Here is a 22,208-nt window from a genome sequence, read left to right on the forward strand (position 1 = left end):
TGAGCCGGTTCCACGGTGTCCCTCCGATCGGGAGTGGCAAACGGCCGGCGCGTGCAGCACCTGTTTTTGTATAGATGAATCGGAGTCAACAACCATGATCCACGGCGATATTTCCAGCAGCAACGACACCGTCGGCGTTGCCGTCGTCAACTACAAGATGCCACGCCTGCACACCAAGGCCGAAGTGCTGGCCAATGCGCGCAAGATCGCCGACATGGTGGTCGGCATGAAGCAGGGCCTGCCTGGCATGGACCTGGTGATCTTTCCCGAGTACAGCACCCACGGCATCATGTACGACGCTAAGGAGATGTACGACACCGCCGCTGCGGTACCGGGCGAGGAGACCGCCATCTTTGCCGAGGCCTGCCGCAAGGCCAAGGTGTGGGGCGTGTTCTCGCTCACCGGCGAACGCCACGAAGAACACCCGAACAAGGCGCCCTACAACACGCTCATCCTGATGAACGACCAGGGCGAGATCGTGCAGAAGTACCGCAAGATCATGCCCTGGGTGCCGATCGAAGGCTGGTACCCGGGCAACTGCACCTACGTCAGCGAAGGCCCCAAGGGTCTGAAGGTCAGCCTCATCATCTGCGACGACGGCAACTACCCCGAGATCTGGCGCGACTGCGCCATGAAAGGCGCCGAACTCATCGTGCGCTGCCAGGGTTACATGTACCCGGCCAAGGACCAGCAGGTGCTCATGGCCAAGGCCATGGCCTGGGCCAACAACAGCTACGTGGCCGTGGCCAACGCCACCGGCTGGGACGGCGTCTACAGCTACTTCGGCCACAGCGCGCTCATCGGCTTCGACGGCCGCACGCTGGGTGAATGCGGTGAAGAGGAAATGGGCGTGCAGTACGCAGCGCTGTCCAAGAGCCTGATCCGCGACTTCCGCAAGAACGGCCAGAGCGAGAACCACCTGTTCAAGCTGCTGCACCGTGGCTACACCGGCAAGATCAATTCCGGCGAAAGCGGCGACGATGCCAAGGGCGTGGCGGCCTGCCCGTATGAGTTCTACGGCAAGTGGATCAGCGACCCGGAAGGCACGCGCAAGCAGGTCGAGTCGTTCACGCGCTCCACCGTCGGCACCCCCGAGTGCCCGATCGACGGCATCCCGAACGAGGCGCCCAGCCACCGCTGAGCCGCTACCGCCGGCCCGGCACCCGGGCCGGCATGTCCCCAGTTGTCCCGAGGCTGCGCCGTGTCTGCTCCTGCCCCTGTCTCCGATCCGCTCGCGGCCTACCGCATCACCGAAGCGCCCTACTACCGCCCGTGCAGTGGCGAGGTGGCGCTGTACCAGCACGCCTACGCGCACCGGCTGCCGCTCATCCTCAAGGGCCCCACCGGCTGCGGCAAGACGCGCTTTGTCGAGTACATGGCCTGGAAGCTCGGCCGACCGCTGGTGACACTGGCCTGCAACGAGGACATGACGGCGGCCGACCTCGTGGGCCGCTGGCTGCTCGACGCCGACGGCACGCGCTGGCACGACGGACCGCTCACGCTGGCGGCGCGCCATGGCGCGATCTGCTACCTCGACGAGGTGGTGGAGGCGCGCCAGGACACCACGGTGGTCATCCACCCGCTGACCGACGCGCGCCGCATGCTGCCGCTGGACCGCAAGGGCGAGCTGGTGCACGCCCACCCGGACTTCCAGCTCGTGGTCTCCTACAACCCGGGCTACCAGAGCCGCAGCAAGGACATGAAACCGTCCACGCGCCAACGCTTCGCCGCGCTGGAGTTCGACTACCCCGACGCCGCGGTGGAAACCGAGATCGTGGCGCACGAGGCTGGCATCGACGCTGCCCTGGCCGCGCAGCTGGTCGGCGTGGCGCAGGGCTCACGCGCGCTGCGCCAGCAGGGCCTGGACGAAGGCATCTCCACCCGCATGCTCATCTACGCCGGCATCCTGATCCGCGACGGCGTGGCCCCGCGCGACAGCTGCGAGATGACACTGACGCGCGCGCTGACCGACGACCCGGACCTGCTGGCCGCGTTGCGCCACCTCGTGGATGCCCACTTCCCCTGAACCGCAATGGGCCGCGCCGACGCTGACACGCCCACCCTCGCCGCGCTGGGCCTGCTGCTCGGCGCCCTGAGCCGGCGCACGCTCACGCTGCAAACACTGGCCGGCGCCTCCCCGTCGCCGTCCACGGCCCCGCGCGCCGTGCTCAGTGCCACGCACCTGCTGCTGCCGGCGGCGGTCATGCAGGATGCCACGCTGTCACGCGCCGCCATCGCCCACGCAGCGGCCCACCTGCTGTACTCGCCACCGGCCCAGGCCGCGGGTACGCTCAAGCCACTGGGCCTGGCCGTGGCGTCAACGATCGAGGATGCGCGCGTTGAAGCGCTGCTGATGCAGCGCCTGCCCGGCGTGCGTCGCTGGTTCCTGCAGGCCCAGCCGGCGCACGACCCGCACGGGCTGGACGTGCCCAGCCTGCTGGCCCGTCTGGGCCGCGCACTGCTGGACGGCCGCTACGCTGACGGCAACCACTGGGTGCACAAGGGCCGCACGCTGTTTGCCGCCACCCGCCATGACCACGGTCTGGAAGACCAGGCCGCGTTCCGGCGTCTGGCCTCCATCCTCGCCAACGACCTGGGCCAGATGCGCGTGCGGCTGGACCCGCAGCAGTGCGTGGTGCCGGCCGCCTACCGTGACGACCACAGCTACCTCTGGCAACACGGCGCCACGGCCGACGACACCACTGAAGCGCTGCAGGTCCCCACCGCGCCCCCCCCGCCCGCCGACGCCTCACCGGCCGACACACCGCCGACCGATGCCGAAGAGCAACCCATCGACGACGGCATCTGCCACCTCTACCCGGAATGGGACTATCGCCTGCAGCGCGAACGCACCGACTGGTGCACCGTGCGCGAGGTGGTGCCTCCGGCCGCAACACTTCACGGCTTGCCGCCCGCAGCCGAGCCTGCCACGCCCTGGCGCAGCCGGCGCCGCTTGAGCCGCAACCAGCGCCTGCGCCGGCAGTGGGAAGGCGAAGACCTCGACCTCGACGCCGCCATCGATGTGCAGGTGGAGCGGCGCCTGGCGTTGGCACCCGATGGTCGGCTGTTCGTGCGCCCGGGCAACGAGGCGCCACGCTGCAGCGTGCTGGTACTGCTTGACCTGTCGGCCTCCACCGGCGACGTGGCTGCCGGCAGCACGCAGCCCTTGCTGGCCGTCGAGCAGCAGGCAGCGCTGCTGCTGGCGCGTGCCGCACAGGCCGGGCAGGACCGCATTGCCATCCACGGCTTTGCCTCCAACACCCGCGCTGCGGTGCATTACCTGCGGCTGCTGGACTTCGGCACGCCGCTGGATGCGGCGCACACGCAGCGCATCCTGGGCACCCGCGCTGCCGGGTCCACCCGCATCGGCGCTGCGCTGCGCCATGCCACGCGCTGCCTGCTGGCCGAGCCCACCGGCCCGCGCGCCATCGTGCTCATCACCGACGGCGCGCCGTCGGACATTGACGTCTTCGACACCCGCTATCTGACCGAGGACGCCCGCGCCGCCGTGTTGGCCGCGCGGCGCCTGGGCGTGCAGTGCCATGGTCTGGTGGTTGACCCCGGGGCTGATGCCTACGCACGCCGCATCTTCGGCTGGCGCAACTACCGCGTGGCCAAGACCGCTGTGCAGTTGCCATGCCAATTGGGCGAACTCTATGACCGGCTGGCGACGCTCTGAGCGCGGGCCATGCACCGACCTCGCCTTGCGCACCAACATGGCGCACATCCCACCGTGGTGCACGCCGGCGTGCGCACCAGGTACGGGCGTGGCCGCTGCACCGCCATCCTGTTGGCCTTATGGCAGTCATGAGAAGGCGGCACGGCTATTGCATGAGCAGATGAACACTTGATGCGCACGCCATGGAACTGGACTCCCCGTGTTCGGCCGGCCTTGGCGGCCGCACGGTCTGATTTTGAAGCGAAGCGATATGGAACTCACTCCCCGTGAAAAAGACAAGCTGCTGATCTTCACCGCCGCCCTGCTGGCCGAGCGCCGCCGTGCGCGCGGCCTGAAGCTCAACTACCCGGAGGCAGTGGCCTACCTCAGCGCCGCCGTGATGGAAGGCGCACGCGACGGCAAGACCGTGGCCCAGCTCATGAGCGAAGGGCGCACGCTGCTCACGCGCGCCGACGTGATGGACGGCGTGGCCGAGATGATTCCCGACATCCAGGTGGAAGCCACCTTCCCCGACGGCACCAAGCTCGTCACCGTGCACCAGCCCATCGTCTGATCCCCCACGAACAGGAGCCCCCATGTTTCGCACCTTTCCAAAAGCTATCAAATTCATAGCAACTGGCGCATTGTTGACAAGCGCCAACGCCTCTTTTGCTCATGACGGCCACGGCTTGCACGGCAGCCACTGGCACGCCACCGACCTGTGGGGTTTTGTCGCCATCGGCGTGGTGCTGGCCGTTGCCATCTGGCAGGGCCGCAAGTGACGCCCCCCAGGAGGCCCGCATGATTCCCGGCGAACTGCTGATCGACGAAGGCGCGCACCAGCTCAACCCCGGGCGCCGCACGCTGACCTTGGTGGTGAAGAACACCGGCGACCGGCCGATCCAGGTCGGCTCGCACTACCACTTTGCCGAGACCAACGCCGCCTTGGGTTTCGACCGTGACGCCGCGCGTGGCATGCGGCTCAACATCGCCAGTGGCACGGCGGTGCGCTTCGAGCCTGGCCAGCAGCGCACGGTGGAGCTGGTGGATTACGCGGGCGACCGCTTGGTGTACGGCTTTCGCGGCCTCATCCAAGGAAAAGTCTAGTTATGGCAACGATCGGAAAACGCGCCTATGCCGAGATGTTCGGCCCCACCGTGGGCGACCGCGTGCGCCTGGCCGACACCGAGCTGATCGTCGAGGTTGAGCAGGACTACACCCTGCGCGCCGGCGGCTACGGCGAGGAAGTGAAGTTCGGCGGCGGCAAGACCATCCGCGACGGCATGGCGCAAAGCCAGCGCAGCCGCGATGGCCACGGCCTGGGCCCCTCCGGTGGCGGCGCCATGGACACGGTGCTGACCAATGCGCTCATCCTCGACCACTGGGGCATCGTCAAGGCCGACATTGGGCTGAAGGGCGGGCGCATTGCCGCCATCGGGAAGGCCGGCAACCCGGACACGCAAACCGGCGTGGACATGGTCATCGGCCCCGGCACCGAGATCATCAGCTGCGAGGGCAACATCGTCACCGCCGGCGGCATCGACACCCACATCCACTTCATCGCGCCGCAGCAGATCGAGGAGGCGCTGTGCAGCGGCATCACCACCATGATCGGCGGCGGCACGGGCCCGGCCACCGGCACCTTTGCCACCACCTGCACGCCGGGGCCGTGGAACCTGGAGCGCATGCTGCAGGCAGCCGACGCCTTCCCCATGAATCTGGGTTTTCTCGGCAAGGGCAACGCCGCGCTGCCGGGCGCGCTGCATGAGCAGATCAAGGCCGGCGCCATCGGCCTCAAGCTGCACGAGGACTGGGGCACCACGCCGGCGGCCATCGACAACTGCCTGACCGTGGCGGAGGAAACCGACACGCAGGTGGCGATCCACACCGACACGCTCAACGAGAGCGGTTTCGTGGAAGACACGGTGGCTGCTTTCAAGGGCCGCACCATCCACACCTTCCACACCGAAGGCGCCGGTGGCGGCCATGCGCCCGACATTTTGAAGGTGGTAGGCGAGGCCAACGTGCTGCCCTCTTCCACCAACCCCACGCGCCCCTACACGGTGAACACGCTGGACGAGCATGTGGACATGCTGATGGTGTGCCACCACCTCGACCCGGCGATTGCCGAAGACCTGGCCTTTGCCGAGAGCCGCATCCGCAAGGAAACCATTGCGGCGGAGGACATCCTGCACGACCTGGGCGCCATCAGCATGTTCAGCTCCGACTCGCAGGCCATGGGCCGCGTGGGCGAAGTGATCATCCGCACCTGGCAGACCGCGCACAAGATGAAACAGCAGCGCGGCAAGCTGCCGGGTGACTCGGACCGGCACGACAACTTCCGCGTCAAGCGCTACATCGCCAAGTACACCATCAACCCGGCGATTGCCCATGGCATCAGCCATGAGGTCGGCAGCATCGAAGTGGGCAAGTGGGCTGACCTGGTGGTGTTCAAGCCGTCCTTCTTCGGCATCAAGCCCGCCCTCATCCTCAAGGGCGGTTTCATCGCCATGGCGGCCATGGGCGACCCCAATGCCAGCATCCCGACACCGCAGCCGGTGCACTACCGGCCGATGTTCGGTGCCTTTGGCGGCGCCATTGCCCAGACCTCGCTCACCTTCGTCTCGCAGGCCGGCATTGCGGCCGACATCGGCTCGCGCTTCGGCCTGTCCAAGCGGCTGGCGGCGGTGAAAGGCATCCGCGGCATCGGCAAGCGGCACATGATCCACAACGACTACGCGCCGCGCATGGAGGTGGATGCGCAGACCTATGTGGTGCGCGCCGACGGCCAATTGCTGACCTGTGAACCAGCCGTGAGCCTGCCCATGGCACAACGCTACTTTTTATTCTGATGCTGCAAGTTTCCAAACTTCTTCCCGGTGGCCAGGGCCTGGCCGCACCGCTGCTCAAGCGTGCAACGACGGTGGAACTCGGCTGGGACGTGCGCCAGAAAAGCCGCTTTGCCGCCACCGACTCGTCAGGCCGCGAACTCGGCATCTTCCTGCCGCGCGGCACCGTGGTGCGCGGCGGCGACGTGCTGGTGGCCGAAGACGGCTCGCTCATCCAAGTGATTGCGGCACCGCAAGCAGTGCTGCGCATCACCGCCTGCACCGAGCACGGAACGCCGTTTGACCTGACGCGCGCCGCCTACCACCTGGGCAACCGGCATGTGCCGATCGAGCTGCAGCCCGACCACCTGAAGATCGAACCCGACCACGTGCTGGCCGACATGCTGCGCGCCATGCACCTGACGGTGGTGGAACAGCAGGCGACCTTCGAGCCCGAAGGCGGCGCTTATGCGCAAGGTGGTCACAGCCATGGACATGGACATGGACATGGACATGGCCACGCGCACGGTCATGAGGCGGGGCATGCCCACCCGCACGATCATGCACACGACCATGATCACGACCAGCCGCATGAGCACCATGGCCACGGACACGATCATGGACATGCGCACTGACACACCACTGCCAGCCGCCAGCCTGCTGCAACTGATCTGGCTCGCCTCGCCGGCGCTGCCGGTCGGTGGTTTTTCCTACTCGGAAGGGCTGGAAGCCGCCGTCGATACTGCGCGAGTCGCTACAGAAAAAGAAGCAGCCGAGTGGCTGACCGAGCAACTGAACCTGACGCTGGCACGGGCCGACCTGCCGGTGCTGGCACGCGCCATCAGCGCCTGGCGCGCCGACGACCACGCCGCCCTGCACGCGCTCAACAGCTGGCTGCTGCAGACGCGCGAAACCAGCGAGCTGCGGGCGCAGACGGTGCAGATGGGCCGCTCGCTGGTGGAATGGCTTCGCAACCACGAAGGCATCGAACCCGCGCAGCTGCAGGCCTGCGCCGCGCTGGAGCCGGGTTACCCCATCGCCTTTGCGCTGGCCGCCGCCAGCATCCAGGCCCCGGTGCGCGACGGCCTGCTGGCCTACGCCTTCGGCTGGGCCGAGAACATGATGCAAGCCGCCATCAAGGCCGTGCCGCTGGGACAGAGTGCCGGCCAGCGCATCCTGGCCCGGCTGGCGGCCGAGATTCCCGCCGCGGTGGATGCCGCCTGCCAGTTGCCCGAAGCCGACTGGCAAGCCTTCAGCCCCATGCTGGCCATTCTGTCCAGCCAGCACGAAACCCAGTATTCACGCCTGTTCCGCTCCTGACAACATGACCCTGCACCACATCCCCAATCGCACCAAGACCCTGCCGCCGCTGCGCGTGGGCATCGGCGGCCCGGTCGGCTCCGGCAAAACCACGCTGCTGGAAATGCTGTGCAAGGCCATGCGCGACCAGTACGACCTGGTGGCCATCACCAACGACATCTACACCAAGGAAGACCAGCGCCTATTGACGGTGAGCGGCGCACTGCCGGCCGAGCGCATCATGGGCGTGGAAACCGGCGGCTGCCCGCACACCGCCATCCGCGAAGACGCCTCCATCAACCTGGAGGCCATCGACCGCATGCTGGCCGATTTCCCCGATGCCGACGTCGTCTTCATCGAATCCGGCGGCGACAACCTGGCCGCCACCTTCAGCCCCGAGCTGAGCGACCTGACGATCTACGTGATTGATGTGGCCGCCGGCGAAAAGATCCCGCGCAAGGGCGGCCCCGGCATCACCAAGAGCGACCTCTTCGTCATCAACAAGACCGACCTCGCACCCTACGTGGGCGCGAACCTGGACGTGATGGAAGCCGACACGCGCCGCATGCGAACCAATGCGCAAGGGCTGAAACCGTTTGTGATGACCAACCTCAAGACACTGGCGGGGGTGGATGAGGTGGTAAGTTTCATCGAGACACGCGGCTTGCTCAAGACCTGACTTTCACCGCTTGCTGGCCTAACGATGTGGCGACGCCACGTCGCTGCAAGGTCGGACGTCGCGCCCGCCGTTTCTTCGCCCAGATCATCACGCCCGTCACGCTGAAGGCGGCCACGGCCAGACCGCAGAACGAGATCAGCACGCGCCCCGGCACGCCGAGGATGCGGCCGGAGTGCAGAGGGAACATGGCTTGCAGGAAGATGTCGCCCGCGCTGCCACGGCCCGGCACATCGGCGCCGAGCGGCGCACCGGTCTGGGCGTCGAAGTAGAGCCAGGGGTTGCCCAGGCCGCCGTCGCCGTGGCTGTTGTCGCCCTCGAACAGACCGACGCCGTAGAGACCGAACTCGGAGGAGAGGAACACGCCGCCGGCCGGCGTGCTGAGCTGCCGGCGTTGCGCCTCCGCTTGCGCCAACACCAGCACCTGCGCGGCCGAGAGCTTGGGCTCGATAGGCTGTGCGCTCAGGGTACGGCTGGCAAAGGGTGACGGCGTCAGCTCGGAGAACCACGCCACCACCGGGCGCATGACCTGCTCCCGCAGGTTCATCGACACCGAGGTCACGGCCAGCATCAGCACCAGCAGAAAGAGCCAGACGCCACCGGAGCGGTGCAGGTCGAACACCAGACGGTAGCCGCCGGTGCGCCAGCGGAAAGCAAAGGACTGGCGCCAGGCGGCCCAGTTCGGGAAGGCGATCCACAACGCAACCAGGCTGTCGAACACCCAGACGATGGCCACGATGCCCATGAACAGGGTGCCCAGCGGCAGTCCGAAGGCGTCGGGGATGTGCAGGCTGTAGTGCAGCTTGTAGAGGAAGGGCAGCAGGTTCTCGCGGTCCAGCGCCACCTTGCCCCACTCGCGCCGGCCCAGCACCTCACCGCTGACGGGGTCGAGCGCAATCTGGTTGAAGCCCAGCACATGGGGCTTACCGCTGGCGGGGTCGGTCTTCGGGTCAACCATGAGCAGCAGGCTGTGGCCGGCCTCCACATGAAGCGGCAGGTAACGCACGCGCAGGCGCGGGTCGGCGGCTTCCAGCCGCGCCGCCAGCGTCAGCGCGTCCAGCGGCTGGCCTTCGGCCCGCGCCTGGTAGAGATGGGGGTTGAGCCATTCGTCCAGCTCGTGGTCCCACGAAATGACGGCACCGGTGGCACCGGCCACGAACAGGAACAAGGCCGTGGCCAGCCCGAACCAGCGGTGCAGCAACACGAGAATGGAGCGCATGGTCTTCCCCTTTTGTCTGACGCTCAATAGGTCCAGTTGAGCGCCACACTGATGTTGCGCGGCGCGCCGTAAAAGCCCTGGCCCCACGAGCCCCAGTACAGGCTGTTGAGGTATTTCTGGTCGGTGACGTTGTTCAGGTTCATGGTTGCGTAGACCTTCTTGCTGATGTCGTAGCGCGCCATCAGGTTGAGCAACGCGTAGGCCTTCTGCCGGATTTCGGAACCCTGGTACACGGCATAGGTGTCGCCCTGCCAGTTCAGGTTGCCGCCCACCTTGAGCTGCTCCAGGCCCGGTACACGGTAGGTGGCGCTCAGGCGCAGCATCTGGCGCGGCATGAAGGTGCGTGCTTCGTTGCCGCCGGGGTCCTTGATCGTCATCGTGGTGTAGCCCAGGCCGGCCTGCAGGCGTTCGCTGAGCTGCCCGGTGACGTCGGCCTGCAGACCTTGCGCGACGGCGTTGATGCCGCGGTAGTAGGCGGTCCCGTCGGCGAAATTGCCGCCCGCATCGGCCAGGTTGTTCTGCTCGCTGCGAAACAGGGCCACCGAGGCATTGCCCTTGCCGCCCTGGAGTTCCTGCTTGAAGCCAATCTCGACGTTGTTGCCCTCCACCGGCTTGAGGGTCTGGCGGTTCACGTTGATCTGGTATTGCGGATTGAAGATCTCGGCATAGCTGGCGTAGAGCAGCTGGTCCTTGCTCAGGTCGTAGGTGGCACCGCCATAAAACGTGGCGCGCGCATACGAGGTCTGCCGACTCTCCCCGTACGACTTGCCGTCCTGCTCGAGACTGGTCTGGCGCACGCCGCCGATCAGGTGCAGGCCATCACTCAGGTTCAGGCGCGTTGCGGCATGAGCCGTGTAGACCGATTGTTTGAAATCGGCACTGCCGCCCGGTGTGCTGGCGAAAACCGGCGTGTTGGTGCTGCCATCCCAACGGTCCAGGGCTACGGCGGGCGGGTTCGCTGCGCCGCCTGTGACGGTGTAGTAGGACGCATCGCGGTGCTTGGCCAGGCCGGCGCTCAGGCCCAGGTTCAGCTCATGCTGGCGTCCGCCCAGGGTGTAGCTGCCGTCGGCCGTCAAGCTCAGCGTGTCCTCGCGGCTGTCGGTTGCGAACAGCGACGCCAGGCTGGACAGGCCGGTGCCAGTGGTCGGATTCGGCTGCCCCGACAGGTAGTACAGCGCGCCCCGGCTGGTGCGTTCGGTGCGCGTGAAGGTGGCCTTGCCCTTCCAGCCCTCGCCAAGCTCGCGGCTCAGTTCGGCAAAGGTGTTGCTGGTCGTGTTGTTCCAATAGGTCCAGTCGGCGGCCGAGCTGGTGGAGACGTCGTAGTTGGTGCGCGCCCCGTTGGAATAGAGCATCGGCAGGGTTCCCCACATGGCGGCGGTGGACTTGCTCTCTTGCCAGGTGTGCCCCAGGGCCAACTGGGTGCCGTTGTCGAGATCGGCCTCGATCACGCCGTAGAACAAGGTCTTGTCCTGCTTGTAGCGGTTCAGGTAGGAGTCGCCCTTCTCCTTGGCCACCACAATGCGGGCACGCACGCTGCCGTCCTCGTTGAGTTTGGTGTTGATGTCACCGTCGAAGCGGACGCGGTTCCAGGAACCGAGCTTGATGCCCGCCTTGGCCGCGAAGTCGCCCAGCGTGCGCTTGCGCACGAAGTTCACCGTCGCCGAGGGGTAACCCGACGCTGTGCTCAGGCCGTTGGCGCCGTAGACCACATCGATGCGGTCGTAGAGCGCGGTGTCCAGATCGCCATAGACATTGCCGTACATCATGGGCAGGCCCACGCCGTCGATCTGGAAGTTCGTGACGTCGAAGCCGCGCGCGGTGTAGTAGGTCCGGTCCGTTTCGACCTTTTCCACCCGGATCCCCGAGGTCACGGCCAGCGCGTCATTGACGCTGTTGAGCCCGAAGTCATCCATCTGGCTGCGCGATACCACCGACACCGTCTGCGGCGTCTCCTTCAGGCTCAGCTTCAGGCCCGTGGCCGACCTGCTCTTGCGCGTGGTGTAAAGCCCGGTGCCCTCGGTCGGGGCCTGGTAGTCCGAATTGCCCGTCACCGTGACGGTGCTCAGGCTGACCTCCTTGTCGGCGGGGGCATCGGCAGCCTGCGCGCCCGAGGCACACAAGGCGGCAATCAGGACGGCCAGGGGCTGGCGACGGAAAACAAGCGCCAAGCTTGCGCAGCTACGCATACAGAAACTCCTAAAGGCGTTAGCTGGCTGCCTCCGGAGATTCCTGGGTTGCTGGCTGGTTGATGAAAGATTTCTATTCTATTGAGAATAATTCCTATTTGCAATAGAAGGCTGGTTTTTCAGGTACTCAAGGCCTCACAGGTGAACGGGCTGTGTACGCGGTTTCAGAGCCGAAGACCGTTTTCCGAGGCCGCGATCAGCTTGGCCAAGCGCGCTTGGCGTGTCTCGGCCCGCTTGGCACTGATGATGCGCCAGATCATCTGGTGGCGGTATCGCGGTGTTTGCGCTTCGAAAAACTTCCAGGCTTTTTTGTTCTTGCGAAACAACGCCTCTTGCGCTGGCTCCAGGCTGGCGTTATCAGTCTGCTCGTAAGCGTAGATCTTCGACTTGGCCTCGCGCCGATGCGAGTACGCCCGCAAGCCGGCTTCTGTCATCCGACCCGCGCACTGAAGAACATGCACCCGCCCGATGTTGATCGCGCTCCAGGTCGAGGTCGTCTTGCGGGGCGTAAAGCGGATCAGGTACGCATGTTCATCAATGCGTTTGCGCACGCCATCGATCCAGCCATGGCACAGCGCCTCGTCAACCGACTCCGGCCAGCTCATGCTCGGTTGGCCGCTGTCGCGCTTGTAAAAACCGACGATCAGCTCGGACTCCGTCGCCGCATGCTTGGCAAGCCAGGCACCGAACTCAGACGCTGTCTTGAAGAAAGTGGGCATGCTATTCGTGCTCCCGGTGGCAGTGGGTCTGGGCCGTTCCTTGTCCGTTCACCAGGCACCTCATGAAAGCGGATCAGGCCAGCGGCTGCAGCAAGTGCGCATGCACCGCCCCCGCCTTGAGGTGGCGGTACAGCGTCAGCCCCAGCGGGGTGAGCTGCTCGTCGCCCCAGGCGCTCGGCGCTTCCAGGTAGATGTAGCCACCAGGCGCCACCGCACGCGCGGCCGCCTGCAAGGCGGCGTCGAACAACGCGGCATCAAACGGCGGATCAAGAAAAATCAGATCGGCACTGGCCGGCGGCAGTTGCTTGAGGGCGGTGATGCCGTCACCGCGCTGCACCTGCACCGCCTCGGCCTTCAGCTGTTCCTTGATCTTCTTGAGCTGGGCAATGAGTGTCGCGTCCTGCTCCACCAACTGCACCTGCAACGCGCCGCGCGAGGCGGCCTCGAAGCCCAAAGCGCCGGTACCGGCAAAGGCGTCCACACAACGCCAGCCGGTGAGGTCCTGCCCAAGCCAGTTGAACAGGGTTTCACGCACGCGGTCAGGCGTGGGACGCAGGCCGGGTTTGTCGGCCACCGGCAGCTTGCTGCGCTTCCACTGGCCGCCGATGATGCGGACCTCGCCCGCGGCAACGCGGGCCGTGGTCTTCTTGGCGGCGGGCTTGTGTTGGGGGGATGGCTTCACGGCTTGCCTCCGACCACCACCGTCACCATGCGTTCGGGCTGCAACTTGCGCAGGAAGGCGGCCTTGATGTCGGCCACCGTCACACGTGCCACCTGCTGCGTCCAGGTGTCGAGGTAGTCCAGCGGCAGGCCATACCAGGCGATGTTGGCCACGCTGCCGAGCAGCTTGCGGTTGCTGTCGATGCGCAGCGCAAAGCCGCCGATCAGGTTGTCCTTGGCCGCTTTCAGTTCCGCATCGGTCGGCCCCTCGGCCACGAACTTGCGCACCACCTCGCGTGCCACCTGCACCGCCTGCGCCGCCTGGTCGGGCCGGGTCTGCAGGCCCACGGTGTAGGCGCCGGCATGCAGCGCCGGGGCGAAGTAGCTGTAGGTGCTGTAGCTCAAGCCGCGCTTCTCGCGCACCTCGGTGGTCAGGCGCGAGACGAACCCGCCACCGCCCAGGATGTAGTTACCCACGGTGAGGGGAAAGAAATCCGGGTCGTCGTGCTTGAAGCCGGGCTGGCCGATCAGCACATGGGCCTGGGCCGAATCGAACGGAATGATGCGCTCCACCGCTGCGGCCAGTGGCGCCACTTCAGCCACGGCCGGCTGCGCCTCACAGGCGGTTGTGGGCAGCCGCGCAAACAGCTGCTGCACCAGGGCATCGGCCTGCGCGCGCGTGACGGCACCGACGATGCTGACCTTGGCGCGGCAAGGCAGCAGGCGCGCATGCTGGGCCTGCATGTCGGCCACGCTGATGCGGGCCAGCGTTTCCTCGGTCATCTCGTAGCCGTAAGGGTGCGCACCATAAACCGCTTGCGCAAAGGCCCGCCCGGCCACCGTGCCGGGCCGGGTGTTGGCCTCGCGGATGGCAGCCGACAGGCGTTCACGTTCGCGCAGCCAGACGTCTGGCGGGAAGCTGGGTTCGGCCAGCTGGCGCGCTGCCAGCGCAACGGCCCGGGCCAGCAGGTCGGGGTAGGTGAGCGAGCGCAGCGAGAAGCTCATGCGGTCGTTGCTGGCACCGGCACTGAAGGCGGCGCCCAGGTCGGCCCAGGCCTCGCCCAGGGCGTTCTCGTCCAGCGCCGAGTCATAAGCCCCCACGCTTGTCGCTTCGCGTACGACGCTGCCCCCCGAGGGGGCCTTCGCGCCTTGGGACGGCCCGGCGGCGCTCACGCTGCCGATCGCCCGCACGCCCTTGGTCGTCATGCCCGCGGTCACATTGGCCAGGCCGGCTTTCTCCGCCGGGTCGCGCCGATTGCCGGCGTCGAAGTCGACCTGCACATCCACCATCGGCACGGCCGGGCTTTCCACCAGGTAGACCGCCACACCGGACGGCTGCACCCAGTGCTGGACGGGCAGCGCCGCCTGCGCGGATTGCATGCCAAACAAGGCTACAGCCCCCGTGATAACTGCGCAAACAGCTACGTTTTTAATAGCAAACATGGACATTCCTCAGTGGCGGCTGCCGGCCGGTGCCTGGCGCCGCGGGCGGTTCGGATCGAGCGGCTGCGGCAGCAGATGCGCCACCGTGAGCTGATCGTCGCCAAAGTAACGTGCGGCCACCGCCTGCACCTGCTCGGCCGTGATGGCGCGCAGACGGGTCAGCAGGCGTTCGCTGGCATCGAGCGGCAGGCCCTGCACCCACTGGCTGCCGAGCTCGCGCGCCTGGTTCATGACCGAATCGCGCTTGTAGACCTCGCTGGCCACCCACTGGGTTTTGACGCGCTCCAGCTCGGCGGCAGAAATGCCTTCACGCGCCACACGGACCACCTGCTCGCGCAGCGCGGCTTCCAGCTGCGCCGCCGTCTTGCCCGGAGCCGGCACGCCGTCGAGCACAAACAGCTGCGGCCCGCGCCCGAGCAAGCCATTGGAAGCGCCGGCGCCGTCGGCCAGGCGATCGGGGCCCTGGGTGAGCGCCCGCTCCAGCCGGGCACCGCTGTAACCGTCGAGCACGGCGGCCAGCACCGTCAGCGCCAGGGCGTCGTCGTCCTGCGCGGTGGGTGCCGTCAGGGACTGCAGGCCCGGCACCTTGAAGGCCAGCGCCACGTAGGCCTGCTCGGCCGGCGCCTTGACCTCGATGCGGCGCAAGCCCATCTGCGGCGGCTCCGTCAGCGGCTTGCGCGCCGGCACGGCGCGGGCCGGGATGCGGCCGTAGGTCAACTCGGCCAGGCGCTTGACCTTCTGCACATTCACATCACCGGCCACCACCACCACGGCGTTGGCCGGCACGTACCAGCGGCGGTAGAAGGCGCGGGCGTCGTCGGGCGTCATGGCGTCGAGGTCACTCATCCAGCCCACGATCGGGCGGCGGTAGGGCGCGGCCTGGAAGGTGGCGGCGTTGAGCGACTCGTACAGCAGGGCGCGCGGGTTGTCTTCGGTGCGCATGCGGCGTTCTTCCTTCACCACCTCCAGTTCCTTGCGGAACTCGTCGTCGGACCAGCGGTTGTTGGCAAAACGGTCGGCCTCCAGCTGCATCACGTCGGCCAGGCGCGCGGCCGGGATCTGCTGGTAGTAACCGGTGTAGTCCTGCCCGGTGAAGGCGTTTTCACGCCCGCCCAGGGCGGCCACACGGCGCGAGAACTCGCCGGGCTGGAGCTTGCGCGTGCCCTTGAACATCATGTGCTCCAGCACGTGCGCCACGCCGCTGGTGCCGTCCACCTCGTCCATGGCGCCGACGCGCAGCCAGACCATGTGCACGGCCGTGGGGGCACGCCGGTCGGGCGCGACGATGAGCGTCATGCCGTTGGCGAGGGTGAATTGCGCGGCTTGGGCCGGCGCCTGCGCGGCGGCCGGAAGGCCCAGAAAAGCGCAGAAAACAAGGGAAAGGATGCGTTTCATAGAATTGGGGATTCTAAGAACGCCCCACATGTTCAGTTTTTTCAAGAAGAAATCCCCTGCACCGGCCCCTGCCGATGCTGCCACCCCCAGTGTGACAGCTCCGGCCGCGCCTGCCGCAGCCCCGCCCGTAGCTCCCATTGCGGCCCCGACGCGCCAGTCCTGGCTCGACAAGCTCAAGTCCGGCCTGCGCAAGACCGGCTCCAGCCTCACCACGGTGTTCACCGGCACGCAGATTGACGATGCGCTGTACGAGGAGCTGGAAGCGGCCCTGCTGATGGCCGACACCGGCGTCAAGGCCACCGAGCACCTACTGGAAGACCTCAAGCGCCGCGTGAAGGAGAGCAAGACCACCGAGCCCGCCGCCGTCAAGGGCCTGCTGGCCGACGCACTGGCCGAGCTGCTAGCGCCGCTGGAAAAACCGCTGGTGATCGGCGAGCACAAGCCCACCGTCATCATGGTGGCCGGCGTCAACGGTGCCGGCAAGACCACCTCCATCGGCAAGCTCACGCACCACCTCTCCAACGAAGGTGCCACGGTGCTGCTGGCCGCGGCCGACACCTTCCGTGCCGCGGCACGCGAGCAGCTCGGCGTCTGGGCCGACCGCAACCGGGTGGAGATCATCAGCCAGGAAGGTGCCGACCCAGCCGCGGTGTGTTTCGATGCGGTGAGCGCCGGCCGCGCACGCGGCAAGGACGTGGTGCTGGTGGACACCGCCGGGCGCCTGCCGACGCAGTTGCACCTGATGGAGGAGCTGCGCAAGATCAAGCGCGTGGTGCAGAAGGCCGACGAAACGGCGCCGCATGAGGTGCTGCTGGTGATCGACGGCAATACCGGCCAGAACGCGCTGGCCCAGGTGCGCGCCTTTGACGACGCACTGCAACTCACGGGACTGATCGTGACCAAGCTCGACGGCACCGCCAAAGGCGGCGTGCTGGCGGCGATTGCACGCGAACGGCCGGTCCCGGTCTACTTCATCGGCGTGGGTGAAAAGCTCGACGAGCTGGAAACCTTCAACGCGCGCGAATTCGCACAAGCCCTGCTTTCCTGAAAGTTTTTCGTATGAGCCAGAACGCACGCATCGCCCATCCGGGGCTGCGCCAGAAAGTCATGTCCGCCGAGGCGGCGGCCGCCTTCATCCAGCACGGCGACCACGTTGGCATGAGCGGTTTCACCGGGGCCGGTTACCCCAAGGTGATTCCGCAGGCGCTGGCGCGCCAGATTGAGCGGGCCAACCAGGGAGGCAACCACTTCCGCATCGGCGTCTGGACTGGCGCCTCCACCGCGCCCGAACTGGACGGCGCGCTGGCCAAGGTCGGCGGCATCGAGATGCGCCTGCCCTACCAGTCCGACCCGACCTGCCGCGAACGCATCAACGCTGGGCAGATGGACTACATCGACATCCACCTCTCGCACGTGGCACAGTTCGTCTGGTTCGGTTTCCTCGGCAAGCTCAACGTGGCGGTGATCGAGGTGGCCGGCATCCTGGAAGACGGCCGGCTGATTCCCGCCTCGTCGGTCGGCAACAACAAGACCTGGCTGGAGCAGGCCGACAAGGTGATCCTGGAAGTCAACTCCATGCAGCCCCTGGGCCTGGAGGGCATGCACGACATCTACTACGGCACCGAATTGCCGCCGAACCGCAAGCCGATCCCGATGACCGGCCCTGGCGACCGCATCGGCGACAACTACCTGCGCTGCGACCCGGCCAAGATCGTGGCCATCGTGGAGACGCACCTGCCGGACCGCAACACCACCTTCACGCCGCCGGACGAGATGTCGCAGCGCATTGCCGGCCACATCCTGGAATTCCTGGAACACGAAGTCAAAAAGGGCCGGCTGCCGCGCGAATTGCTGCCGCTGCAGTCGGGGGTGGGCAACATCGCCAATGCCGTGCTGTCGGGCCTGAACCAGGGGCCGTTCAACAACCTGACCGGCTACACCGAGGTGCTGCAGGACGGCATGCTGGAGATGCTGCGCTCGGGCAAGATGCGCATGGCCTCGGCTACCGCGCTGTCGCTCAGCCCGACGGCGATGGAAGACTTCCTGGCCAACATCGACTTCTACCGCCAGCGCATCGTGCTGCGCCCGCAGGAGATCAGCAACCACCCGGAAATCATCCGCCGCCTGGGCGTGATCTCGATGAACGGCATGATCGAGGCCGACATCTACGGCAACGTCAACTCCACCCACCTGATGGGCACGCGCATCATGAACGGCATCGGCGGCTCGGGCGACTTTGCCCGCAACGCCTACCTGTCGATGTTCATGACGCCGTCCACCGCCAAGGGCGGTGCCATCTCCTGCATCGTGCCCATGGCCTCGCATGTGGACCACACCGAGCACGACGTGCAGATCATCGTCACTGAACAGGGTCTGGCTGACCTGCGCGGCCTGGCGCCGCGCCAGCGCGCCTCGGTGGTGATCGAGCACTGCGCCCATCCTGATTTCCAGCCTGCGCTGCGCGACTATGTGGCGCGCGCCGAGCGCCATGCCCTCAACGGCTTGGCCGGCATGCACACGCCGCATCTGCTGGACGAAGCGCTGTCGTGGCACAGCCGCTACGAACGCGAGGGGCGCATGCTGCCCAAGGCCTGAGACCTCCGTGAGCAAACTGCACCATGCCAGCCATCTGGAAAACCCCCATCTCCGTTGACATCCTGAACGGGCTCATGCGCAACACGGCAGGCGCGCACCTGGGCCTTGAGTTCCTGGAAGTCGGTGACGACTTCATCGTCGGCCGCATTCCGGTGGACGACCGCACACGCCAGCCCTACGGCCTGTTGCACGGTGGGGTGAGCGTGGTCCTGGCCGAAACGCTGGGCTCCTGCGGTGCCGCATTCGCCGCGCCCGAAGGCCACCAGGCCGTGGGGCTGGACATCAATGCCAACCACCTGCGCGGCGTGAAGAGCGGCTGGGTCACCGGCACTGCGCGGCCGGTGCACATCGGCCGCACCACCCAGGTCTGGCAGATCGACATGCGCAACGAAGACGGTGACATGACCTGCACCTCGCGCATCACCATGGCGGTGCTGGCCCCCAAGGGCTGAGCCAGCCCTGCGCTGATTTAACGCACCACCAGCCGGCCGACACCGTCGGCCGTGATCTCGCCGATCTCGGCCGCGGCCTCAAAACCGTGCTGGCGGAAGATCGCCAGCACCTGCTCCACCGTTTCGGGCGTGCACGACACCAGCAGGCCACCGCTGGTCTGCGGATCGCTCAGCAGTGCCTGGTCCACCGCAGCAAAACCGGCCGGCAGCGTGACAGACGCACCATAACCGGCCCAGTTGCGGCCGGAGGCACCAGTGACCATGCCCTGGGCGGCCAGTTCACGCACGCCCTTGAGCAAGGGCACATGAGCCCAGTCGATCTGCACCGTGCAGCCCGCGCCGCGGGCCAGTTCCAGCCCGTGGCCGGCCAGGCCGAAACCGGTGACATCGGTCAGCGCATGCACGCCATCGAGTGCGGCCAGCTCCGGCCCCGGCGTGTTGAGCTGGGTCGTCGTGGCGATCATCTGCGCGTAGCCGGCGGCATCCAGCTGTTCTTTTTTCAGCGCGGCCGACAGCACACCCACCCCGAGCGGCTTGCCCAGGATCAGGCGATCGCCCACACGCGCGTCGGCGTTGCGCTTGACGCGCTTGGGATGCACCAGGCCCATGGCCACCAGGCCGTAGATCGGCTCGACCGAGTCGATGGTGTGGCCGCCGGCAATCGGAATGCCTGCGGCCTTGCACACCGCCTGGCCGCCGGCCAGGATCTGGCCGATGGTGTCGGTCGACAGCACGTTGATGGGCATGCCGACGAGTGCCAGCGCCATGATGGGCTTGCCGCCCATGGCGTAGACGTCGGAGATGGCGTTGGTGGCGGCAATGCGGCCGAAGTCGAACGGATCGTCGACGATGGGCATGAAGAAGTCGGTGGTGGCGATCAGCGCCTGCTCGTCATTGAGCTGGTAGACGGCGGCATCGTCGGCGGTCTCGATGCCCACCAGCAACTCCGGTGGCACCGGCATGCCAATGCCGCTCTTGAGGATGTCCGACAGCACGCCGGGGGCGATCTTGCAGCCGCAGCCGCCGCCATGCGAGAGCGAGGTCAGGCGAGGTTCGGACTTGGAGGAGGTGTTGGCAGTCATGGTGTGTGTATCAATTCGGTCAGCAGTGCCAGCAGGGCAGCACGTTCGGCGGCCGGCTCGAAGAGTGGCGCACGCAGACTGCATTGTGCCTGCAAGGCAGGAATCATGCTGCTGTCGTCGCGGCAGCGCTGCAGCAGTTCAGCCAATGCGGCCGCATCGCCCCAGGGGAAGTAGCCGGCGTAGTCGTCACCCAGCATGCCGACGTTGCCGTCGATGCGCGAGGCCAGCACCGGCGTGCCGCTGCACACCGCCTCCAGAATGGCATGCGCCCCACCTTCCATGCGGCTGGCATGCACCAGCACGTGGGCGCGCTGGATGCGCCGGCGCGTCGTCTCATGGTCGAGGCCACCGAGCCAACGGTAGTTCGGACAGTCGGCCGCGGTCTGCCGCGCCAGCTCACCCAAGGTCGGCGCCAGTGCGGCGCCGATGTGGTCGATGTGGATGTCAGGGCGGTTGCGCAACAGGCGCGCAGCCGCAAACAGGGTCTCCGGGGATTTTTCTTCGCGCAGGTGCCCCACCATGACGGCACGCAGATGACGATCGCTCTTGAGCCACGCGCGCCGCGCTGACGTGGACTGGAAGATGACGCGCGTCTTGTCCCGGTACGCCACCGGCAAGGCCTGCGGCCCCTGCGCCTGCAGCACCACCAGCCGCTGCGCCAACGCCAGGGAACGCTGCGCTGCGGCATCGGTCTGGATGTCGCGGTACAGGTCGGTGCCGGTGAGCACGACCCCCAGGCCACGGCCCGGATGCGCCTGCGCCCATGCCTGGATCGAGGCCGCCGAACGGCGCGCGTGCAGGGCCAGCAGGGCAACGGCCTCCTCGCCCTGGCTGGCCTGCCAGTCCTGGACGATGCGGGTTTGGTAGTGGCCCGCCAGCAGACGCGACCAGCGCCAGGCGGTCTGCCAGTTGCCGTTGTTGGCATCGGCCAGCGCCGGGCTGACGATGAGGACCAGGGGCTTTGTCATGCCATCAAGCTTGCGCCCAGAACACCGCAAACCAGCCGCGTTCATCGGTCCAGGCCTGGGTCTGGCTGAAGCCGGCTTCGCGCAGCAAGGCCTCGAAGTCTGACGCCTGGTATTTGTAGGAATTCTCGGTGTGGATGCGCTCACCTGCTTTGAAACGACGCTCTGCGCCGGGCCAACGCACCACAAGATCATGCAGCGCCTGCAGATGCATCTCGATGCGCGAATGCGCCTGGTTGAAAAAGGCCACGTGTTGCCAGTCCTGCACACGGAAGTCGCTGCCGAGCAGGCCGTTGACATGCAGCAGCAGGTTCTTGTTGAAGGCTGCCGTGACACCCAGCGCATCGTCGTAAGCCGGCTCCAGAATGTCCAGCGGCTTCACCAGATCGACGCCGATCAGCAGACCGCCGCCCTGGGTTGCCGCGCGCACCTGGCGCAGGAAACCCAGCGCCTGCCGCGGCGTGAAGTTGCCGATGCTGGAGCCCGGGTAGAACAGCAGGCGCGGCCCAGTCCCGGCCTCAGGCGGCAGCGTCAGTTCAGACGAGAAATCGAGCCCCACGCCCAGCATGTCGAGCGCTGGAAACTGCCGCTGCAGGCATTGCAGTGCCGTGCGCAGGAAATCCACCGAGATATCGACCGCCACATAACGCACCGGTTGCAGCAGGTTAAACAGGCGTGCCGCCTTCTCGCAGTTGCCGGCCCCCAGGTCGACCAGCGTGGCACCCTGCGGCAACCGGGCTGCGATGGCGCCACCATGCGCCACCAGCAAGGCCGCTTCGGTGCGTGTCGGGTAGTACTCGGGCAGCGCGGTGATGGCGTCGAACAGGCGTGAGCCCAATGGGTCGTACAGGTACTTGGGCGCCAGGCTGGCCTGTGGCGCCAGCAGACCGGCAACCAGTTCGGCATGTACGGCTGCACGGTCTTCCCGGTGCAGCTGGACGAACTGCGGCTGGCGCATGGGTGGCGGGTTCATCCGCGGCACTATAGCCGAGCCGCTCCACTACCCCGGGCCGTATGCCATTGCCCCTGCG

22 protein-coding genes are annotated in these 22,208 nt (G+C 66.8%); 13 read left to right on the forward strand and 9 right to left on the reverse strand.

Annotation, left to right across the window (positions count from 1 at the left end):
- The first annotated feature begins 94 nt into the window (after positions 1-94).
- The 10 genes from CDE01S_RS01945 to ureG all read left to right on the forward strand — a co-directional run bounded on the left by CDE01S_RS01945 (position 95) and on the right by ureG (position 8,464).
- Complete coding sequence (locus CDE01S_RS01945; protein WP_066702882.1) at positions 95-1,141, forward strand: aliphatic amidase; 1,047 nt, start codon at positions 95-97, stop codon at positions 1,139-1,141.
- A gap of 60 nt (positions 1,142-1,201) precedes the next feature.
- Positions 1,202-2,026 (forward strand): CbbQ/NirQ/NorQ/GpvN family protein, encoded by an 825-nt coding sequence (locus CDE01S_RS01950; protein ID WP_084382632.1) that lies wholly within the window; start codon positions 1,202-1,204, stop codon positions 2,024-2,026.
- A gap of 6 nt (positions 2,027-2,032) precedes the next feature.
- A complete protein-coding gene (locus tag CDE01S_RS01955; RefSeq protein ID WP_066702895.1) occupies positions 2,033-3,679 on the forward strand; it encodes a nitric oxide reductase activation protein NorD in 1,647 nt (548 codons plus the stop codon).
- A gap of 250 nt (positions 3,680-3,929) precedes the next feature.
- Complete coding sequence (locus tag CDE01S_RS01960) at positions 3,930-4,232, forward strand: urease subunit gamma (RefSeq protein ID WP_066702897.1); 303 nt, start codon at positions 3,930-3,932, stop codon at positions 4,230-4,232.
- A 22-nt stretch (positions 4,233-4,254) separates the two neighbouring features.
- Positions 4,255-4,440 carry a hypothetical protein gene (locus tag CDE01S_RS18405; RefSeq protein WP_157077013.1) on the forward strand — a complete coding sequence of 62 codons (186 nt, stop codon included), beginning with the start codon at positions 4,255-4,257 and terminating at the stop codon, positions 4,438-4,440.
- A 19-nt stretch (positions 4,441-4,459) separates the two neighbouring features.
- Positions 4,460-4,765 (forward strand): urease subunit beta, encoded by a 306-nt coding sequence (locus CDE01S_RS01965; protein ID WP_066702899.1) that lies wholly within the window; start codon positions 4,460-4,462, stop codon positions 4,763-4,765.
- Positions 4,766-4,767: 2 nt separating this feature from the next.
- On the forward strand, positions 4,768-6,510 hold the full coding sequence (ureC, locus tag CDE01S_RS01970) for an urease subunit alpha (protein WP_066702901.1): 1,743 nt from the start codon (positions 4,768-4,770) through the stop codon (positions 6,508-6,510).
- Positions 6,510-7,121, forward strand: coding sequence for an urease accessory protein UreE (gene ureE / locus CDE01S_RS01975; protein ID WP_066702908.1), 612 nt, complete (start codon positions 6,510-6,512; stop codon positions 7,119-7,121). Before ureC ends, ureE begins: the two co-directional genes overlap by 1 nt.
- Complete coding sequence (locus CDE01S_RS01980; RefSeq protein ID WP_066703012.1) at positions 7,111-7,806, forward strand: urease accessory protein UreF; 696 nt, start codon at positions 7,111-7,113, stop codon at positions 7,804-7,806. Before ureE ends, CDE01S_RS01980 begins: the two co-directional genes overlap by 11 nt.
- A gap of 4 nt (positions 7,807-7,810) precedes the next feature.
- Positions 7,811-8,464: an urease accessory protein UreG gene (gene ureG, locus CDE01S_RS01985; RefSeq protein ID WP_066702914.1), complete on the forward strand. Its 654-nt coding sequence runs from the start codon at positions 7,811-7,813 to the stop codon at positions 8,462-8,464.
- Here the strand turns inward: ureG and CDE01S_RS01990 are convergent.
- The 6 genes from CDE01S_RS01990 to CDE01S_RS02015 all read right to left on the reverse strand — a co-directional run bounded on the left by CDE01S_RS01990 (position 8,454) and on the right by CDE01S_RS02015 (position 16,083).
- Positions 8,454-9,680: a PepSY-associated TM helix domain-containing protein gene (locus CDE01S_RS01990; RefSeq protein WP_066702917.1), complete on the reverse strand. Its 1,227-nt coding sequence runs from the start codon at positions 9,678-9,680 to the stop codon at positions 8,454-8,456. The genes ureG and CDE01S_RS01990 overlap by 11 nt on opposite strands.
- Positions 9,681-9,703: 23 nt before the next feature.
- Positions 9,704-11,866: a TonB-dependent siderophore receptor gene (locus CDE01S_RS01995; protein ID WP_084382633.1), complete on the reverse strand. Its 2,163-nt coding sequence runs from the start codon at positions 11,864-11,866 to the stop codon at positions 9,704-9,706.
- A 164-nt stretch (positions 11,867-12,030) separates the two neighbouring features.
- Positions 12,031-12,585, reverse strand: coding sequence for a YdeI/OmpD-associated family protein (locus CDE01S_RS02000; RefSeq protein ID WP_066702921.1), 555 nt, complete (start codon positions 12,583-12,585; stop codon positions 12,031-12,033).
- A 73-nt stretch (positions 12,586-12,658) separates the two neighbouring features.
- Positions 12,659-13,267 carry a 16S rRNA (guanine(966)-N(2))-methyltransferase RsmD gene (gene rsmD / locus CDE01S_RS02005; protein ID WP_066702930.1) on the reverse strand — a complete coding sequence of 203 codons (609 nt, stop codon included), beginning with the start codon at positions 13,265-13,267 and terminating at the stop codon, positions 12,659-12,661.
- On the reverse strand, positions 13,264-14,688 hold the full coding sequence (locus tag CDE01S_RS02010; RefSeq protein WP_066702932.1) for a M16 family metallopeptidase: 1,425 nt from the start codon (positions 14,686-14,688) through the stop codon (positions 13,264-13,266). Before CDE01S_RS02010 ends, rsmD begins: the two co-directional genes overlap by 4 nt.
- 9 nt (positions 14,689-14,697) lie before the next feature.
- Positions 14,698-16,083: a M16 family metallopeptidase gene (locus tag CDE01S_RS02015; protein ID WP_084382634.1), complete on the reverse strand. Its 1,386-nt coding sequence runs from the start codon at positions 16,081-16,083 to the stop codon at positions 14,698-14,700.
- Between the two features lie 28 nt (positions 16,084-16,111).
- Between CDE01S_RS02015 and ftsY the strand changes: the two genes are divergently transcribed.
- Genes ftsY through CDE01S_RS02030 form a run of 3 tightly spaced genes read left to right on the forward strand, consistent with a single transcriptional unit; the run spans position 16,112 to position 19,130 of the window.
- On the forward strand, positions 16,112-17,131 hold the full coding sequence (gene ftsY, locus CDE01S_RS02020) for a signal recognition particle-docking protein FtsY (protein ID WP_066702935.1): 1,020 nt from the start codon (positions 16,112-16,114) through the stop codon (positions 17,129-17,131).
- Between the two features lie 11 nt (positions 17,132-17,142).
- Positions 17,143-18,678: a succinyl-CoA:acetate CoA-transferase ScpC gene (scpC, locus tag CDE01S_RS02025; RefSeq protein WP_066702937.1), complete on the forward strand. Its 1,536-nt coding sequence runs from the start codon at positions 17,143-17,145 to the stop codon at positions 18,676-18,678.
- 23 nt (positions 18,679-18,701) lie between these two features.
- The gene (locus tag CDE01S_RS02030) at positions 18,702-19,130 is read left to right on the forward strand and encodes a hotdog fold thioesterase (protein ID WP_066702939.1); all 429 of its coding nucleotides are present in this window, start codon (positions 18,702-18,704) and stop codon (positions 19,128-19,130) included.
- Between the two features lie 17 nt (positions 19,131-19,147).
- Here CDE01S_RS02030 and selD read toward each other — a convergent pair whose 3' ends face one another.
- From selD to egtD, 3 genes are read right to left on the reverse strand one after another with little or no spacing between them, the layout of a single operon-like run.
- Entirely contained in the window at positions 19,148-20,212 is a 1,065-nt protein-coding gene (gene selD, locus CDE01S_RS02035) for a selenide, water dikinase SelD (RefSeq protein ID WP_066702941.1), read from the reverse strand.
- The gene (gene senB / locus CDE01S_RS02040; protein ID WP_066702942.1) at positions 20,209-21,180 is read right to left on the reverse strand and encodes a selenoneine biosynthesis selenosugar synthase SenB; all 972 of its coding nucleotides are present in this window, start codon (positions 21,178-21,180) and stop codon (positions 20,209-20,211) included. The genes selD and senB overlap by 4 nt, the downstream gene beginning before the upstream one ends.
- A gap of 4 nt (positions 21,181-21,184) precedes the next feature.
- Positions 21,185-22,150, reverse strand: coding sequence for an L-histidine N(alpha)-methyltransferase (gene egtD / locus CDE01S_RS02045; protein WP_245636083.1), 966 nt, complete (start codon positions 22,148-22,150; stop codon positions 21,185-21,187).
- Between the last annotated feature and the right edge of the window lie 58 nt (positions 22,151-22,208).

Source organism: Curvibacter delicatus NBRC 14919 (assembly GCF_001592265.1).
Lineage (GTDB): Bacteria > Pseudomonadota > Gammaproteobacteria > Burkholderiales > Burkholderiaceae_C > Hylemonella > Hylemonella delicata.